Here is a 17675-nt window from a genome sequence, read left to right as displayed (position 1 = left end):
AGGCGCTCACGCCCCCGCGTGCGGTGCGCCCTCGGCTTCCGCGCTCGCGGCCATGCGGGCGAGGCGGGCTTCGTGTTCGGCGCGGCCGAAGGGGAAGCGCGTGAACAGATACGCCGCCGCCAGCCCGAGCACGACATAGGCGCCGGCATAGATCAACGTCAGCCGATCGAGCGTCGCCACCGGCACCTGGCCCGGATGCGCCCCCTGCGGGAAGTGCGCGAATTGCAGCATCAGCCCGGCGCAGAAAATGCCGATCCCCGAGGTGCATTTCTGGACGAAGAACGATCCGGCGAAGAACACGCCCTCGCTGCGCCGCCCGGTGCGCGCTTCCGATTCCTCGACGACATCGGCCATCATCGACGCGCCGAGGATGAACGCCGAGACGCTGCACGCGGTGTGGACGACGATCAGGGCGAACAGCAGCGGCACCAGCAGGGGCGAGCCGACCTCGGGGAAGGCGCCCGCCAGCCGTAGCCAATAAGGGATCGTCAGGAATACGACATTGGCCGCCACCAGCCAGACGGCGGCCTTGGGCTTGCTCGTCCGGCGGCCGATCAGGGGGGCGATCACGAACGCGCAGATCACCCCGCCGAACAGCGCGAAGGGCAGCATCGCGAACGTCCGGCCGCTGAATTCCCAGACGAAGCTGTAGAGATAGTTGGACAGCGCGTAGCCGATGCCCTGGTTGGTGTAGACGCACATGCCGGCGAGAATCAGGACGAGGAAGGCGCGGTTCTTCATCGTCTGCGCCAGCTCGCGGAAATGGCCGGTGAAGCTCTGGCGCTCGATCACCGGGCGCGGCAGCCGCTTGATCTCGCGATGCGTGCCGATCGCCGAAAACAGGATCGCGACCACCATCAGCGCCGCGGCGACCAGCGCCATTTCGTGATAGCCGCCCGCGCGCAGCAGGCCGTTCTCGTAACCGGGGCGCGGGGTGAGGAACACCTGATAGGCGAGCAGCAGCATGATGAGGCCACCCGCCCAGCCGAGCAGATAGCGCCATGCGGTGATCCGCGTGCGCTCGTCGTAATCCGAGGTCAGCTCGGGGGTCAGCGCCTGCGACGGCACTTCGTAGCACGACACCGCCGAGCGCACGAGCACCGCGGTGACGAACAGCCAGACATAGGTGAGCCCATCTGACATTTCGGGCGGGTTCCACAGCAGCAGCCAGCCGATCGCGATCGGCAGCGCGGCGGCATACATCCACGGATGGCGCCGCCCCCAGCGGCTGCGCGTGCGATCGGATAGCGCGCCCACCGCGGGATCGATGAACGCATCGAACACCAGCGCGCACATGATGATGAAGCCCACCGTCCCCGGCGCCACCCCGACCACCTGATTGTAGAACAGCAGCAGGAAGGTGCCGAAGCCCGAATCCTTGATCCCGTAGGCAGCGGCGCCGACGGCATAAGCGAAGGTCGTCGAATTGCTGACCCGGCGCGGCGCGGGGGTCGCGCTGGCGGCGCTCATTTGGCGAAGGCTTCCAGCGCGGCGAACAGCGAGGGCGTGTCGGGATCCCAGCTATGGCGCGGGCCGATCGTCAGCCCGCCGTCGACGAGGATCGAGGTGCCGGTGATGAACGACGCATCGTCGCTGGCGAGAAAGGCGATCGCGGCGGCCACGTCTTCGGGCGTACCGGTGCGCTGGATCGGCTGCGCCTTGGCGGCGCCCGCGGCGATCATCGCATTGGCCTGTTGCTGCGCCGCGCCCGCGATGCCGAGCGAAGCGGTGAAGATGTTGGTCGCGATGAAGCCGGGCACCACCGCGTTGACGCGGATATGGTGCTGCGCGAGATCGGCGGCAGCCATCTTGGTGAGGTGGAGCACGCCTGCCTTGGCGGTCGAATAAGCGGTGGGGGCATAGCCGCTGCCCAGCGCCGACACGCTCGAGGTGTTGACGATCGCGCCACCCCCGCGCGCCGCCATCAACGGTGCGGCGTGGCGGATGCCCATCGCCACCGAGCGCAGCAGCAGTGCCTGCGTGCGATCCCAATCGTCGGCGCTGATCGTGTCGATCGGATCGCGCGCGCCGCCCGCGCCGGCATTGTTGACCATGATGTCGAGCCCGCCCGCGGCATCGGCCGCGGCGACCAGGGCGGCGATGTCGTCGACTTTCGTGACATCGGTACGCTGGAAGGCGATGCGCCCGCCCGAGCCTTGCGCGAGCGCGCCGCCGCCTGCTTCATCGACGTCGCCGATCAGCACTTCGGCGCCTTCCTCGGCCAGACGAAGCGCGGTCGCACGGCCTATTCCCGATGCGCCGCCGGTTACGACCGCTCGTTTGCCCGCAAAGCGCATCCCGCTCTCCATCCTCATTTTGTGCGCAGCATAAGCCGCATGAGAGGGGCGTCAATTGCGCACTTTGGAATTTCGGGTAGGTTTTCGGGGCTTGCTCTGGTGGCGCCTGATCTTTAACCGTCACGCCGGACTTGTTCCGGGGTCCAAGGAGCCGCGACTCGATGAGGTCGGGGCAAGTGGAGAATTGGATGCCGGAACAAGTCCGGCATGACGTCGGAGAGATACATGCCGCTCGATCCCGAAACCTTCGATGCGCTGATCGATACCGTGCGGCGGTTCGTCGCCGAGCGGTTGCGGCCGCTCGAGGCGCAGGTCGAGGCCGATGACGCGGTGCCCGAGGCGATCGTCGCGGAGATGCGCGGGCTCGGCCTGTTCGGGCTGTCGATCGCCGAGGATTATGGCGGGCTGGGGCTGACGATGGCCGAGGAGGCGCGCGTCGGAATCGAATTCGGCCGCACCACGCCCGCTTTCCGATCGACCTTCGGCACCAATGTCGGGATCGGCAGCCAGGGGCTCGTGATGGCGGGGACCGACGCGCAGAAGGCTGCGTGGCTGCCCGGCATCGCGCGCGGCGAGATCATCACCAGCTTCGCGCTCACCGAACCCGATGTCGGCAGCGATTCGGGCGCGGTAAAGACGCGCGCGGTGCGGGATGGCGAGGTCTATCGCCTCACCGGCACCAAGCGCTTCATCACCAATGCCGACAAGGCCGATCTGTTCACCGTGATGGCGCGCACCGGCGACGATCCCGGCGCGCGCGGCGTCTCTGCCTTCCTCGTGCCGCGTGACCTGCCGGGCGTGTCGATCGGCGCGCCCGAAAAGAAGATGGGCCAGCGCGGCGCCAAGGTCGCCGATGTGCTGTTCGACGACGTGCCCGTGCCCGCCGCTAATCGGCTGGGGGCGGAGGGCGAGGGGTTCAGGATCGCGATGCGCGTGCTCGATCGCGGGCGGCTGCACATCGCGGCGGTATGCGTCGGCGTGGCCGAGCGGCTGATCGCCGATTGCGTTGCCTATGCGGGCGAGCGCAAGCAGTTCGCCAAGCCGATCGCCGAGCATCAGTTGATTCAGGCGATGGTGGCCGATTCGAAGACCGAGGCGCTGGCCGCGCGGGCATTGGTGCTCGAAACCGCGGCGAAGAAGGACGAGGGTGCGGACGTCGTGCTCGAATCGGCGGCGGCCAAATATTTCGCGAGCGAGATGGTCGGCCGCGTCGCCGATCGCGCCGTGCAGGTGTTCGGCGGCGCGGGCTATATCGCCGATCACGGCATCGAGCGGCTGTATCGCGACGTGCGGCTGTTCCGCATCTACGAAGGCACCAGCCAGATCCAGCAGCTCGTCATCGCGCGCGAGACGATGAAACGCGGGAGCTAGTCACCTGGAACTGAAGTTCGCCACAATCCAGAGCCGTCACCCTGAACTTGTTTCAGGGTCCATCGTGCCGCAAGCGACGACGCCGAACGGGGAGGAATGGATGCTGAAACAAGTTCAGCATGACGGCCATGATACCACGAACTTCAGTTCCACCATACTAGGCAGTGTTGTCATGCCGGCGAAGGCTGGCATCTCCAGCAACGGAAAGACCCCGGCCTGCGCCGGGGTGACGATTTTGGGAGAGAGTATTGATGGATACCACCAGCCTGTTTCGCCTCGACGGCCGCGTCGCGCTCGTCACCGGGGGCAGTCGCGGCATCGGCCGGATGATCGCGGCGGGGTTTCTCGCGCAAGGCGCGACGGTCTACATCTCGTCGCGCAAGGCCGATGCCTGTATCGCGGCGGCGAAGGAACTGGGCGGGAAGTGCGTCGCGCTGCCGCAGGACGTGTCGACCGTTGCGGGGTGCAAGGCGCTCGCCGCGCAACTCGCCGAGCATGAGAACAAGCTCGACGTGCTCGTCAACAATGCCGGCGCCGCCTGGGGAGAACCGTTCGAGGATTTCCCCGAAAAAGGGTGGGACAAGGTGATGGACCTCAACGTCAAATCGCCTTTCTTCCTGACGCAGGCGCTCCATACGGCGTTGAAGGCGGCCGCGCGCGCGGATCGCCCGGCCAAGGTCATCAACATCAGCTCGATCGACGGAATCCGGCTCAATCCGTGGGAAACCTATAGCTATCAGGCGTCGAAGGCGGCGCTGATCCAGCTCACCAAGCGGATGGCGGCGCGGCTCGCGGGGGACGGCATCCACGTTACCTCGATCGCACCCGGCGCGTTCGCGAGCGAGATGAACCGCGCCGCGCGCGATCATGGCGACGAGGTGGCGCGCCGGATTCCCGCCGGTCGGATCGGCATCGCGGAGGATATGGCGGGTGCCGCGATCTACCTCGCGGCCCGCGCCGGCGATTACGTCGTCGGCACCACGATCACGGTCGATGGCGGGCTGGTCAACGCCGCGCTGGGAACGTCGATCGACGCCTAGGCGTTGAATCGGCGGCGTTATCGGAAAGGCGCATGTCCGAATCGGGGACGAGCCGGATGAACGGGGCGCGATGCGGCGTGGAAGGAAGGCGGGCGTTCGCGATGGCGCTCGCGGCCGCGCTGGCGGGCTGCTCACGACCCGCCCCGGTCGAGCCGCCGCCGCGCGCGCATGACGCGCCCGCGATCCCGCCTGAAAGCTCGATCATCGCGGTGCCGATCGACGCTGATGCGGCGATGCTGACGCGCGCGATCGAACGCGCGGTGCCCAAAACCTTGTGGACGATCAACCGCCATGTCGATCGCTGCATCGCCCCCCAGCGCGTCAAGCTGTTCGGCAAGCGGGTGAAGGTGACGCCCGAGATCGGCTGCACGATCGTCGGCACGGTAACGCGCGGGCCGGTGCGGCTGCACGGCAAGGGGAAAGTGATCGTCGCCGATCTGCCGATCCGTGCCCAAATCAGCGCGCGCGACGTCGGCGGCGTGCTCAAGGGCGAGACCGCGACCGGCGCGGCGATGGCGCACGCGCGGATCACGCTCGATCTCACCGCCGATTGGCAGCCGCGCGCGACCGTTGACCTGTCCTATGACTGGACGCGCCCGCCCGGCATCGATTTCCTCGGCCAGCGCATCACCTTCACCGATCAGGCGGACGAAAAGCTGCGCCCGGTGGTGCGCGATCTCGAACGATCGCTGCCGCGCGACCTTGCCAGGCTCGACGTGCGCAGCAAGCTCGATCATCTGTGGCGGCAGGCGTTCACCTCGATCGATCTCAATGCTGAGAACCCGCCCGTCTGGGCGCGCATCACGCCGCGCGCCTTGTCCTATGCGGGCTATACGCTCGACGGCAAACGGCTGCGGCTCAACGTCACGCTCGAAGCGGCGACCGAAACCTTCGTCGGCCCGCGCCCCGCCGATCCGGCCGCGACCCCGCTGCCGCCGATGACGCGCTCGAGCGACGCGGGGCGGCTACGGTTCTTCATCCCCGTCGTCGCCGATTACGCCCAGCTCGAGCCGGTGATCCTGCGCGCGCTCACCAGGCGCGCCGCGCGGCCTTTCGAGGTGCCCGGGATCGGCCCGGTGACGGCGCGGTTCGACAAGGTGACCGCTTACGGCACCACCAGCGGCCGCATCGCGGTGGGGCTGGCGCTTGCTGCACGCCCCGTCTCGGGCGATATCGGCGAGACCCGCGGCGTGATCTGGCTCGCCGCCCGGCCGGTCAACGCGCCCGGTTCGGCGAAGGTGCGCTTCAGCGATCTCGTGGTGACTGGCGATACCGACGGGATGGCGGGCGATCTGTTGGTGCGGCTGGGCAACAGCCCCGGCGTTGCCGCCTTGATCGCCGAGGCGCTCGGCCAGAACTTCACCGGCGATTATCAGGAGCTGCTCGGCAAGATCGGTCGCGCGATCGATGCCAAGCGCGTCGGCGATTTCGTCATCCACGCCGATCTCGGCACTGTCGAGACCGGCGTTATCCAGGCGCATGGCGCGGGGCTGTACCTCCCCGTTCGCGTCAGCGGCGACGTGCGAGTGACATACCGGCCCGAGCGCTGAGGATGGGGCGCCCTCAGCCCGCCATGCCCCCTGCGGCGAGCACCGCCAGCGTCACCAGTTCGCTCGCGCTCGACGTCATCGGGGCGATCTGGATCGACTTTTCCATGCCGATCAACATCGGCCCGATCATCGAATCGCCGCCCAGTTCGCGCAGCAGCTTGGCCGAGATGTTGGCCGATTGCAGCCCCGGCATGATCAGCACGTTGGCCGGGCCGGAAAGCCGCGCGAACGGATAATTGGCAAGCTGGCGCGGGTTGAGTGCCACGTCGGGCGCCATTTCGCCCTCGAACTCGAAGCTCACCTTGCGTTCTTCGAGCACATGCACCGCCTGGCGCAGATTCTCGAGCCATTTGCCCTCGGGGTTGCCGAAGGTCGAATAGCTCAGGAAGCCGACGCGTGGCTCGTGGCCCATCCGCCGCGCGACCTGCGCGGTCTGCTCGGCGATGTCGGCCAGTTCGTTCGCCGATGGGCGCTCGTTGATCGTCGTGTCGGCGATGAAGACGGTGTGGCTCTGGCCGACCAGGATGTGGATGCCGAACGGGGTGCGCCCCGGCGCGGGATCGATCACGCGCTTCAGCTCGCGCATCGTGCGCGCGAAGGTGCGCGTGATGCCGGTGATCATCGCATCGCCCTCGCCAAGCTGGAGCAGCAGGCTGCCGAAGATGTTGCGGTCCTGGTTGACCATCCGCTCGCAATCGCGGCGCAGATAGCCGCGGCGATGGAGCCGGTCGTAGAGGAAATCGACCATCCGGGGCACCAGCGGCGAATGGCGGCTGTTGTGCAGTTCGTAGCTGTGGGGGTCGTCGACCCCCAGCGCCGCCAGCCGCTGGTAGACGTCGTCGCGCCCGACCAGCACCGGCGTGCCGTAGCCGCCCTCGCGGAACGCGATCGCCGCGCGCAGCACCACTTCTTCTTCGGCTTCGGCGAAGACGACGCGCTTGGGCTTTGCCCGCGCGCCTTCATAGGCGAGGCTGAGCACCGCGGTGGTGGGGTTCAGCCGCCCGCGCAGCGTCTCGCGATAGGCCTCCATGTCGGTGATCGGCTTGGTCGCGACGCCCGAATCCATCGCCGCCTGCGCGACCGCGACCGGGATTTCCTCCATCAGCCGCGGATCGAACGGCGCGGGGATGATATATTCGGGCCCGAAGCTGTGCTGCGTGCCGTAAGCGAGCGCGACTTCCTCGGGCACCTGCTGGCGTGCCAGCGCGGCGAGCGCTTCGGCCGCGGCGATCTTCATCGCATCGTTGATCCCCGTCGCGCGCACGTCGAGCGCGCCGCGGAAGATGAACGGGAAGCCGAGCACATTGTTGACCTGGTTGGGATAATCCGACCGGCCGGTGGCGATGATGACGTCGGGCCGCGCACGCTTGGCCTCGGGCGGGCTGATCTCGGGATCGGGATTGGCCATCGCGAACACGATCGGCTTGGGCGCCATCGTCTTGAGCAGGTCGGCGGGCAGCGCGCCGGCGGCGGACAGCCCCATGAACACGTCGGCGCCGTCGAGCGCGTCGGCGAGGCTGCGCTTTTCGGTCCGCACGGCGTGCGCGGACTTCCACTGGTTCATGTCGTCTTCGCGGCCTTCGTAGACCACGCCGGTGCGGTCGCACATCAGGAGCCGGTCGCTGGGCAGCCCCATCGCCTTGATCAACTCGGCGCACGCGATCGCGGCGGCACCCGCGCCGTTCATCACGACGTTGGTGTCCTTGATGCTGCGGCCTGTCAGGTGGAGCGCGTTGATCAGCCCGGCGGCGGCGATGATCGCGGTGCCGTGCTGGTCGTCATGGAACACCGGGATGTTCATGCGTTCCCGAAGCGTCTGCTCGATGATGAAGCATTCGGGGCTCTTGATGTCTTCGAGGTTGATCCCGCCGAAGCTCGGTTCGAGCAATTCGACCGCGTCGATGAAGCGATCGACATCCTCGGTCTTGAGTTCGAGGTCGATCGCGTCGACGTCGGCGAAGCGCTTGAACAGCACCGCCTTGCCTTCCATCACCGGCTTGGAGGCGAGCGCGCCGAGATTGCCCATGCCCAGGATCGCGGTGCCGTTCGAGATCACCGCGACCAGATTGCCCTTGGCGGTATAATCGTAGGCCTTGGCGGGATCGTCGGCGATCGCCTGCACCGGCACCGCGACGCCGGGCGAATAGGCGAGCGCGAGATCGCGCTGGGTCGCCATCGGCTTGGAGGCGATGATCTCGATCTTGCCGGGCCGCCCTTCCGAATGGAACAGCAGCGCCTCGCGCTCGGAAAACTGGACGTTCGAATCGTCGGCCATCTAAATCCTCTTCCTCGAGCGGGTATCGGGTACGTCGCTCATCTGGTCTATCGTCGGTCTTTACGCACCGTTTTTCGTCGCGTCACCCCGGCCGTGCATCAATCGTGCGTGCATAGAATTCACGATAGGGCAGCGCGAGCCCCGGCGCCGATGCCGCGCGGTCGCGCGCGGCGCGCAGCATCGCGGTACGCCGGTCGGCGGGCATCGCCTGCGCGGCGGGGTCGCCGTGCGCGGGGTTCATCCCCAGGCCGAGCAGCAACGCCCGCCAATCGTCGGCGGTGGCGAGTTCTTCCTCGAAATGGGGGAGGTGGCCTCGCCCCGCGAACTGATCAAGCGTGATCGCAAGGCTTTCGGGCCGCGCGCGGCCCTCGATCGCCCGCCAGAAATCCCCCGATCGCCGCCCGCTCGCGACATAATGCGCGGCGGTGAAATCGCGTGCGCGCGCATGGTGGTCGGCGGTGCGGCGGTTGAACTCGGCGATCAGCGCGGGCGGCATCGAACGATCGGGAAGCAGATCGATCGCGCGCAGGATCGCTTCGTGTGCCAGCGTGAGGCTGGCGCCCGCAAGCGGATCGAGCACCGCCGCCGCGTCGCCGATCGCGACCACGTTGCCGATCCAGCTTCGCGGGCGGCGGCCGGGGCGGAGCGTGAGGCGCGCCTGCGGGCGGGCGTGCGCCTCGGCCTCGAGCACGCGGGCCGCCGCGTCGTCCGTGGTCAGCGCCGCGCAATAGGCAAGCCCGACATCGGTTCGCGCGCGTCCGGGGGCGAGCCACCACCAGCCGCAATCGGTCGCGTGCCGTTCGTCGACGAGGCCGAGCGCGGGCGGTTGCGGCTCGGCGATCAGCAGCCGGTCGCACGGCAATGTGTCGCGCCAGTCCTCGAACGCGTCGTCGAGCATCGACAGGAGTGGCGCGGCCGGGCCGCCGGCATCGACGAACAGATCGGCCTCGATCCGGCGGCCGTCGTCGAGGACGAGCGCGGCGACGCCGCCGTCCGCGCGCCGCTCGATATCGCCCGGTACGCCGGCGACGGTTTCGACGCGCAGGTGCCGTGCGAGCCCGGCGAGCTGCGCGGTATAAGCGGCGGGGTCGAACCGCAACGCATGATCGATATCGGCGAGCGGTGAGGCGGGGTCGTCGCTCGGCGGCGCCATCCGCCCTGCGGCCGCCAGCGCGGCAGCAGGCGCATAGGCGTGGAAGGGCGTCGTATCGCCCGCGCGCCGCGCGATCAGCCAATGCTGGTGGAATCCCGCCTGGTCGCGCGGACCATGCGCGCCGAAGCAAGCGAGCCAGCCGGTGCCGTCGGCCGACCAGCCGGTGAACGCGATGCCCAGCCGGTGGGTGGCGCCCGCGTGACGCAGCAACCCCGGCTCATCGAGCCCGATCGCCTCGTGGAAACGCGCGATGCCGGGCCATGTCGCCAGCGCGCGATCGGCGAGCGACGCCGGATCGGGCGGGGTCGCGATCAGCGTCACACGCGTCGCCGGCAGCGCGCGCGCGAAGGCACATGCCGCCGACAGCCCGACGATCCCGCCGCCGAGGATCGCGATGCCGCGAATCGCTCCATCGCTCATGCAGGCGCTCCGGCATGGTGCGCGGCAAGCGCCTCACGGTGGCCCGGGGTGCGCGCCGCCGCCGCGCCGAGCGCGCGGTCGAGCCCGGCCAGCGCACGATCGAGCTGTGCTTCGTCGGCGAGATCGGCGCGCTGGTCCCAGCGCTCGGGGATGATGCCTTGCCCCAGATAGACCGCGACCCAGCTCGGTTCGAGGAACAGTCCCTTGGTATATCTGGCGACGCGGCCCGAGGCGCGGAACATCGCGATCTTCTCGTGCAGGCTGTAGGGCACGCGCATCGTGCGGACGTGGTTCCAGAAATCCGAATCGTCGCGCGTGGTGGCGTGATAATGGAGGATCAGGAAATCGCGGATGCGGTCGTGTTCGAGGTCGATCACGCGGTTGAATTCGTCGCGATCGGCATCGGTCGAACGGCCGTCTTCCGGGAACAATTCGATCAACTGCGTGATCGCGGCTTGCGCGAGATAGAGGCTGGTCGATTCGAGCGGTTCGAGAAACCCCGACGACAGCCCGATCGCGACCACATTCTTGACCCAGCCCAGCCGCCGCCGCCCGGCGCGGAAGCGCAGCACGCGTGGGGACGCGATCGGCTTGCCCTCGACCGCGCCGACGATCGCCGCGCACGCGTCGTCGTCGGACAGGTGGGCGCTCGAATAGACATAGCCGTTGCCGACGCGGTGCTGGAGCGGGATCCGCCAGCGCCAGCCGAAGGGCATCGCGATCGCGCGCGTCAGCGGCTCGATGTCGCCTTCGGGCGATTCGCACGGCAGCGCGGCGGCGCGGTCGCACGGCAGCCAGTGGGACCAATCCTCCCACGGCGTTTTGAGCGTGTCGCCGAGCAGCAGGCTGCGAAACCCCGAGCAATCGATGAACAGATCGCCGGTCACCGCCTCGCCCGATTCGAGGTGGAGCGCGGTGACGTCGCCGGTTTCGGGATGCTGCTCGACACGCACCACCTTGCCCTCGGTGCGCACCGCGCCGCGCGCGATCGCATAATCGCGCAGATAGGGGGCGAAGCGCGTCGCATCGAACTGATAGGCATAGCCATAGGTCGAGGTGATCGGATCGCCGTCGGGGGTCGGCCGCGCGAACTTGCGCGCGGCGGCGAGCACGACCGGATACGAATAGGCGCCGATGTCGCGCGCGCGCCCCGCGGCGTGCATCCGCCGCCAGTAATGATGGAAGCCGACGCCGGCGAGGTCGCTGCCGAAGCCGCCGAAGGGGTGCGTATAGGTGGCGCCGATCCGCCCGAACCCCTCGAACGCGATCCCCAATTTGTAGGTCGCGCTGGTGGTGCGCATGAACTCGGCCTCGTCGATGCCGAGCGTTTCGACGAAGGCGCGCAAATGCGGCAGCGTCGCCTCGCCGACGCCGACGATGCCGATGTCCGCCGATTCGATCAGCCGCAGCTCGACCTGCGGCAACAGGCGCGCGATCGCGGCGGCCGTCATCCAGCCCGCGGTGCCACCCCCCAGAATCACGACCCGCGTCGCGCGCTCGGTCATTCATGCCTCCCTCGCTGCCCGTTGTGCGCCAGCGCGAGGGTCGGGTGCAAGCCGTTATGGTTGCGCTACCTCGTATCGGTCAACCGGCGCGCCGCAGCCCCCGAGCGCCGCCGATGAGGCGGGAGAGGACGATCTCGTCGGCGCGCGCATAGCCCAGCCCCATATGGTCGGGCCGCGCCGCGATCGCGTCGCCGATACGAATCGCCCCCGATCGCAGCGCCGCGCGCCCGATCCGGCCCCACAACCGCGCGGTTTCCCAGCGGATCAGCGCGAGATCGTCGGCGTGCGCGCCGCGTTCGGTGATGAAGCTTTCTTGGAGCGACCGGATCGTTTGCCCGAGCGTGATCAGCGTCGCGCGGTCGGGCACCGGATCGCCCGCCATTACATGCCGCGCGAGCAGATCGGCGACCCCGGCCGCCGCGTCGCCCAGCGCGGGGCGATGCGCCTCGGCAAGCACGCGCGTCGCGCTGGCGATCATCGTATCATGATACCGCTGCGAGGCGCCGCCCTCGTGGACGCGATAGAGCAGCAATTCCTCGTCGATCCGCGCGATCCGGCCGAACGGGGCGAGGCGGTGATAGAGATCGAAATCCTCGGCATAGAGAATCTCGGGCCGGGTGAACGGATCGAGCCGCCGCGCCGCGTCGCCGCGCAGCATCACCGACGACCAGACCAGAGGATTGCGGATCCGCATCATCCATTCGACGAGCAGCGGCGTGGTGACGGGTTCGTGCGTCGAAGGCCGCGTCACGCCGTCGCACAAGGTGCCTGCCGCACTGCCCACCAGCACCACGTCGGGGTTGGCGTCGAGATAGGCGACCTGCCGCGCGAACCGATCGGGCAGGCAGATATCGTCCTGGTCGAGCGCGGCGATATAGCGCCCGCGCGCCTCGGCGAAGGCGCGGTTGCGCGTCTTGACCGGTCCCTGATTCTCCGCGGCCGCGATCACGCGGATGCGGTGATCGGACCAGCCGTGGAGCAAGGCCAGCGTGGCGTCGGGCGAGCGATCGTCGACGACGATCAGTTCGAAATCGCCGAAGGTCTGCGCCTGCAGGCTGGCGAGCGTTTCGGGCAACAGCGCGGCGCCGTTATACGCCGCCATGATCACGCTGACGGTGGGCGTGTTCATGCCACCGCGCGGGCGCTCTGCCCAAGCACCTGATCGACGATCATCAGCCCGACGTCGTTCTGCCATTGCCACAGCCCGTTGGCCTGGCCGACGAAGCTCTTTTCGCCGCCCATCGGCCCCCAGGGCACGAACCCGGCGGCGAGCCCGATCCCGAAGGCGTTCGCGATCGGCTGCCCGTCGGCGCCGACGATGCGGCAATGCTTGTCGACCATCGCGGCGTCATGATGCGCGGCAAGATCGATCGGATCGCCGTTCGCGTCGCTGAGCGGCAGCACGCGCGGGCGATAGCCCATCGCGGCGATCACCAGATCGGCCTCGGCGAGATGGCCCCGCGCCTCGGCATCGTCGCCCGCGATCCGGTGGAAGCGCACGCGCGGCTCGGGGGTGCGGCCGTCGACCCGCATCATCCTGAGTACCAGTTCGCGCGCTTCGAGCCGAAAGCCTGCGAGACGATAGACGAAGCCCGAGACCGGGCAGATGTCATCGGGGCCGAAATCGGTGAAGCCTTCCTCATGCGCCGCCTCGGGGGTCGGGTAAAAGGGGCGCAAGGCGCGGCGGTGGAGCAGGGTGATTGCCTGCGGGCCCCAGGGAATCGCGGGGCTGCTCTTGAGCAGCAGGGCGATCGTCGCGATCGCGCTGGTCGAGCCGCCGATCACGACGACGCGGGGATCGCGCTTGCCGCCGAGCAGATCGGCGATGCGGGCGTAACCGTCGACGCCGAGCACTTCGTCCGACTGGATCAGCCGGTCGCCGGCGCTGGCGACGAGCGGCGCGCCCGCCACCTGTTGCTGCGCGAGACGATCGAGCGGCTGGTGTCCGCCGGTCGCGATCGCGATATGGCGCGCGCGCTGTTCGATCTCGGCGCCGTCGGCCAGCCGCCGCAGCCGCACATTCCACAAGCCGTCGCCGGTCTGGCGCGCCTCGATCGCTTCATGCCCGGTCAGCAGCGTGCCGCCGTGGCGCTCGACGAGGCTGCCCAGCCGCTCGCCCATCGCGCGGATCAGCGGCCCGGCGACCGTCAGCGGCACCCCGAGCGCGCCCGAATAGCGCGCGACATCGCGCGCCGCCGGATGATCGATCAGATCGGCCAGTTCGGGATGCACATTGTCCTTGATCGCCGACAGGAAGGTTTCCGCCGTGCTGTCCGAATTGATGCCGTAACGGCCCAGCCGCCCGCCGCCGAGCATGGTGTCGCGCTCGACCATCACCAGCCCCGAGGCGGCGAGATCGGGCAGCAGCCCGCGTTTGGTCGCCGCATCGAGCAACGCGGTGCCCGCCGGGCCGCCGCCGATCACCAGCAGCGAGGCGATGGCGGGTGCTGTGGGATACGCGGCGGTCGGCGCGGTGCCGGCCTGCGCATCGCACGCGCGCGCCAGCGTGGCCGCGATTCTCCGCGCGTCGTCGGCAGTCATCGCGTCGGTGACCGGCAGCGACAGCATCCGCCCGGCGACCGCATCGCTGACTGGCGTCGGCTCGATCAGCGCGGTGTCGCGGAACCACGGCTGCTCGCCCAGATGCGGGCTGAAATACTGGCCGCAGCCCACGCCCTCGGCCGCGAGCGTGTCGACGATCGCGGCGCGCTTGCCCGCCAATGCCTCCGGCAGCAGCACCGGCATGAACTGGATCGCGCGGCGCGTGCCCAGCGGCGTCTGGAGCATGAAGCGGTCGCCCAGCGCGTCGCGATACGCGGCTTCCACCGCCGCGCGGCCCGCGCACACCGCCTCGATCTCCTCCAGCTTGGCGCGTGCCATCACCGCCAGCACTTCGGGCAGCTTGGCGTTGAGCCCCGGCAGCGTCGCGCTGCGCTGTCCCTGAAACCCGAAATTGATCATCGCGCGCAGCCGGTCGATCAGCCCCGTGTCGCCGCTATGGACGAGCCCGCCCTCGGCGACCGCGAAGGTCTTGGTCGCGTGCATGGAAAATACCGTCGCGAACGGCGCGTCGGCGCCGAAGCCCTTGCCCGCTGCATCGATCGTCCCCAGCGACGAGGCGGCGTCGATCACCACGCCGACCTCGTAGCGGCGCTGGAGCCATGCATAGCGGTCGAGATCGATCGCGTTGCCGAAGGTGGCATAGGGCACCACCACTGCGATCCTGCGCCCGTGCAGCGCGAGCAGGCGTTCCTCGATATCGGGATCGATGCTCCAGGTTTCGGGATCGATATCGGCGATGAGCGGTGTCAGCCCCGCCCATTCGGCGGCCTGCGCGGTCGCGGCGAAGGTCAGCGCCGGCATCAGCGCGAGCGCGCCGGGCGCGAATCGCGGCGTCGCCGCCTCGCGAATCGCGATCATCAGCCCCAGCGTGGCGTTGGCGACCGCAAGGCTCGCGCCTGCGCCGCCGAACAGCCGCTCGGTCACGTCGGCCTCGAAGCCGCGCACCTCGGGGCCGTTGTTCGAATAGATGCCCGATTGTTCGACGCGGCGCAGCGCGTCGAGATGCTCGCTCAATTTGGGCGGGCGCGGGGCGATCAGGGGATAATGCGTCATGCGGATGTCCGGCAGATGGTTTCCGCCGGTCTATCCGCGCATCGCCTAAGAAGCCGTTACGCCGCGGCGCGCTCGGCTGCTCGTTGTTCACGCCACTTGAGCGGGCGGAAGACGACGCAGAGCACGAGCGGTTCGGTCGCGCGCGGCGGCGGCGCGATCAGCACACCGTGCGGTTCGGCTTCGTACAGGCCGGCGGCGGCGGCGCGCATCCCCTCGGCCACCGTCGGGACGGTGGCGCCGGGCGTCGGGCAATCGCGGTCGAGTTCGGCGAGCTTGTGGAGGCTTGCATCCTGCACCTGCACCCATTCGCACAGCGCGCCGAACTGGATCGCGGCGGTATATTTGCCCGCGCCGATCGGCACCTGGATGCGATAGAAGCCCTCGGCGGTGGGAAAGGCATCGAAATCCATCACCGTCTCGCCGCGCGCATCGGCGAGGATCACAGGGAGTTTGATCGCGCCGACGTCGAAATCCTTGCTGCGGATGTCGAGCCCGAAACGGCTCGCGCTGAACAGGCACATATTGAGCGGCAGCCCGTGCCGCTGGATCTCGCCGGGCACGTACATCCGGCCGGTCTCGTTGACGTAGGAGAGTCCGCGGCGGCGCAGGCCTTCGGCCGCCTCGTTGGTATCGAGCAGCTTGATCATCTGGCTGGTGCCGAGATTGACGTCCTGATCGAAGCGTTCGAACAGCGCGACTTCGGATTCGATCGGCATGAACATCAGCCGCGCGAGGATCGCCGCGGCCATGCGGCGGCGCGATTCGGCGTCGTCGGATTGCGGCTGGCGATGGAAACCGGCCAGCGGCGCGCGCGCATAATCGAGGCAGGCGTCCTGGATCTGGTCGCGCAGCCCGTTCTGAAGGCTCTTGAACCCCGAATCCTCACGGATCGGCGTGCCGTCGGCCGAATAGTCGATCGTCGAGCCCTGCGCGACGTTGCACACTTGCTCGATCACCGCGACGCAGTTCGACAGCGCGTGCACGGTGCGGCAATCGTAATGACGCACGTCGATGAAGCCGCGCTTGTCGCGTCCGCTCAGCGATTCTTCGCGCAGGAACAGGTAACGCCCGGCGACGGTGAGGTTCATCCGTGCCGCGAACAACGGCTCGAGCATGTTCTGGACGGTGCCGTTATAGCCGATATCGACCAGCATGATCGCGTCGCCATGCTTCACCCCGGCGGCGGCGAGATGCGCCATCATCCGATCGGCCACCTTGGCCGAACGCTTGAGGATCTTGGGCACAAATTGCGGGGTGCGCACGGTCCTGTTGAAATGGCGCTTGGTGTTGCGGCCGGGCACGTCCTTGACCAGCCCGGCGACTTCCGATTCGAACAGCATGAGCTGGCGCGCGAGCGCTTTCACCGGAATCCAGCCGAGCTGTTCGGTCATGAAGCGGTCGAACGCGTCCTGATTCATCAGGCTCGCGCGCGCCGCGACGAAGCGGCTGAGTTCGATCGGGCGCGCACCCGCATCGGGATAGAGCGCCTCGAACACCCTGAGCGGCAGGAAGCCGTCGCGCATCATGAACAGCGGCCGCACGGGCTTGCCCAGCCGCGCCGACATCTCGTCGATCTCGGCCTTCAGCCAGGTCGCGAAACTGTGCATCACCGGCCCGATCACATCGTGGCCGAACGCGACGACGGGATCGTCGTCACGGCGCAAGGCGATCTGCGGGCGGTGCGGCTGATAGGCGGGCACCGTCAGTCGCACGGCGGGATCGATCATCGTGCCCGCGGCTGCCTCGAGCCGCAGGCGCTGCTCGGCATCGGCGTCGAACTGGCGGAAATGGGCGGTGGCAACGCCGAGCTTGGCCGGCCCGTCCTGGTCCGCGGCGCGGTTATCGCCCAGATGCAGGATCGTTTCGGGCGCCACGCCGAGCGCAGCGATCACATCCTCGAACAACCCGGCGACCTTGGGCCGGCCATATTCGGAGGAGACGAACACCCGGTCGACCATGTCGATGATCTCGCGCCCGGCCGCTTCCTCGATCAACTGGCGGAGCTGCGCTTCGGAAAGATAGGTGTCGCTCACCAGGATGATCGGAAGGCCGCGCGCCTTGGCGTCCTTCATCAGCGCGACGACGGGCGCGAAAGGATAGCAATGGCGCGCTTCGATCGACAGTTCGTGCGCCACGGCGGCCGCGACCTGCTCGTCGTCGGCATAGCGGTACAGCCGGCGATAAATGTCTTCGATCGAGACTTCGTAGGTCTTGTTGTGCGTGAAGGAGAGCCGCTGTGAGCCGCCCTGCGCCCAGGCGCGGGGCTCGACGCCGCCGCCGGGAATCGCGATCTCGGTGAAGATGTCCTTGGGCGCGTGGACGTTGCGCCACAACAGCGTGTCGAAGCAATCGAGCGACAGCATCGTGACGCCTGCGGGCGCGCGATCGAGCAGGGTCGCAATTTCGTGCGCGCGAACGGAAATCTTCATGGTGGCCGGCCCCCTGGCGG

The 17675-nt window shown here is 68.4% G+C and carries 11 protein-coding genes; 3 read left to right on the top strand and 8 right to left on the bottom strand.

Annotation, left to right across the window (positions count from 1 at the left end; genetic code table 11):
- Nucleotides 1-6: 6 nt before the first annotated feature.
- Both DFR49_RS17665 and DFR49_RS17660 read right to left on the bottom strand, forming a co-directional pair.
- On the bottom strand, nucleotides 7-1470 hold the full coding sequence (locus DFR49_RS17665; protein WP_119036978.1) for an MFS transporter: 1464 nt from the start codon (nucleotides 1468-1470) through the stop codon (nucleotides 7-9).
- The gene (locus DFR49_RS17660; protein WP_119036977.1) at nucleotides 1467-2297 is read right to left on the bottom strand and encodes an SDR family NAD(P)-dependent oxidoreductase; all 831 of its coding nucleotides are present in this window, start codon (nucleotides 2295-2297) and stop codon (nucleotides 1467-1469) included. The genes DFR49_RS17665 and DFR49_RS17660 overlap by 4 nt, the downstream gene beginning before the upstream one ends.
- A gap of 225 nt (nucleotides 2298-2522) precedes the next feature.
- On the opposite strand from DFR49_RS17660, the gene DFR49_RS17655 reads away from it, so the two are divergent.
- The 3 genes from DFR49_RS17655 to DFR49_RS17645 all read left to right on the top strand — a co-directional run bounded on the left by DFR49_RS17655 (nucleotide 2523) and on the right by DFR49_RS17645 (nucleotide 6258).
- Nucleotides 2523-3668 (top strand): acyl-CoA dehydrogenase family protein, encoded by a 1146-nt coding sequence (locus DFR49_RS17655; protein ID WP_119036976.1) that lies wholly within the window; start codon nucleotides 2523-2525, stop codon nucleotides 3666-3668.
- A gap of 251 nt (nucleotides 3669-3919) precedes the next feature.
- On the top strand, nucleotides 3920-4708 hold the full coding sequence (locus tag DFR49_RS17650) for an SDR family oxidoreductase (protein WP_119036975.1): 789 nt from the start codon (nucleotides 3920-3922) through the stop codon (nucleotides 4706-4708).
- A gap of 101 nt (nucleotides 4709-4809) precedes the next feature.
- Nucleotides 4810-6258: a DUF4403 family protein gene (locus DFR49_RS17645; RefSeq protein ID WP_245968617.1), complete on the top strand. Its 1449-nt coding sequence runs from the start codon at nucleotides 4810-4812 to the stop codon at nucleotides 6256-6258.
- A 13-nt stretch (nucleotides 6259-6271) separates the two neighbouring features.
- Here the strand turns inward: DFR49_RS17645 and DFR49_RS17640 are convergent, their stop codons facing one another.
- The 6 genes from DFR49_RS17640 to DFR49_RS17615 form a co-directional block, all read right to left on the bottom strand.
- Entirely contained in the window at nucleotides 6272-8533 is a 2262-nt protein-coding gene (locus DFR49_RS17640; RefSeq protein ID WP_119036973.1) for an NADP-dependent malic enzyme, read from the bottom strand.
- A gap of 82 nt (nucleotides 8534-8615) precedes the next feature.
- Nucleotides 8616-10106, bottom strand: a complete 1491-nt coding sequence (locus tag DFR49_RS17635) for an FAD-dependent oxidoreductase (protein WP_119036972.1) — start codon at nucleotides 10104-10106, stop codon at nucleotides 8616-8618.
- Complete coding sequence (locus DFR49_RS17630) at nucleotides 10103-11611, bottom strand: tryptophan halogenase family protein (protein WP_119036971.1); 1509 nt, start codon at nucleotides 11609-11611, stop codon at nucleotides 10103-10105. The genes DFR49_RS17635 and DFR49_RS17630 overlap by 4 nt, the downstream gene beginning before the upstream one ends.
- 79 nt (nucleotides 11612-11690) lie before the next feature.
- Complete coding sequence (locus tag DFR49_RS17625) at nucleotides 11691-12740, bottom strand: glycosyltransferase family 2 protein (RefSeq protein WP_119036970.1); 1050 nt, start codon at nucleotides 12738-12740, stop codon at nucleotides 11691-11693.
- Entirely contained in the window at nucleotides 12737-15226 is a 2490-nt protein-coding gene (locus tag DFR49_RS17620) for a DegT/DnrJ/EryC1/StrS family aminotransferase (RefSeq protein ID WP_119036969.1), read from the bottom strand. Before DFR49_RS17620 ends, DFR49_RS17625 begins: the two co-directional genes overlap by 4 nt.
- Nucleotides 15227-15282: 56 nt before the next feature.
- On the bottom strand, nucleotides 15283-17655 hold the full coding sequence (locus DFR49_RS17615; RefSeq protein ID WP_119036968.1) for an HAD family hydrolase: 2373 nt from the start codon (nucleotides 17653-17655) through the stop codon (nucleotides 15283-15285).
- Between the last annotated feature and the right edge of the window lie 20 nt (nucleotides 17656-17675).

Origin of the sequence: Hephaestia caeni (genome assembly GCF_003550065.1) — a bacterium.
In the GTDB taxonomy this organism is placed as follows: Bacteria; Pseudomonadota; Alphaproteobacteria; order Sphingomonadales; family Sphingomonadaceae; genus Sphingomonas; species Sphingomonas caeni_A.
This window is presented reverse-complemented; position numbering and strand designations above follow the sequence as displayed.

What these genes read in the sequence shown, in the direction of transcription:
- DFR49_RS17650 (WP_119036975.1), top strand. Translation starts at nt 3,920, where the DNA reads ATGGATACCACCAGCCTGTTTCGCCTCGACGGCCGCGTCGCGCTCGTC.
- DFR49_RS17665 (WP_119036978.1), bottom strand. Translation starts at nt 1,470, where the DNA reads ATGAGCGCCGCCAGCGCGACCCCCGCGCCGCGCCGGGTCAGCAATTCG.
- DFR49_RS17615 (WP_119036968.1), bottom strand. Translation starts at nt 17,655, where the DNA reads ATGAAGATTTCCGTTCGCGCGCACGAAATTGCGACCCTGCTCGATCGC.
- DFR49_RS17635 (WP_119036972.1), bottom strand. Translation starts at nt 10,106, where the DNA reads ATGAGCGATGGAGCGATTCGCGGCATCGCGATCCTCGGCGGCGGGATC.
- DFR49_RS17620 (WP_119036969.1), bottom strand. Translation starts at nt 15,226, where the DNA reads ATGACGCATTATCCCCTGATCGCCCCGCGCCCGCCCAAATTGAGCGAG.
- DFR49_RS17660 (WP_119036977.1), bottom strand. Translation starts at nt 2,297, where the DNA reads ATGCGCTTTGCGGGCAAACGAGCGGTCGTAACCGGCGGCGCATCGGGA.
- DFR49_RS17640 (WP_119036973.1), bottom strand. Translation starts at nt 8,533, where the DNA reads ATGGCCGACGATTCGAACGTCCAGTTTTCCGAGCGCGAGGCGCTGCTG.
- DFR49_RS17645 (WP_245968617.1), top strand. Translation starts at nt 4,810, where the DNA reads ATGGCGCTCGCGGCCGCGCTGGCGGGCTGCTCACGACCCGCCCCGGTC.
- DFR49_RS17655 (WP_119036976.1), top strand. Translation starts at nt 2,523, where the DNA reads ATGCCGCTCGATCCCGAAACCTTCGATGCGCTGATCGATACCGTGCGG.
- DFR49_RS17630 (WP_119036971.1), bottom strand. Translation starts at nt 11,611, where the DNA reads ATGACCGAGCGCGCGACGCGGGTCGTGATTCTGGGGGGTGGCACCGCG.
- DFR49_RS17625 (WP_119036970.1), bottom strand. Translation starts at nt 12,740, where the DNA reads ATGAACACGCCCACCGTCAGCGTGATCATGGCGGCGTATAACGGCGCC.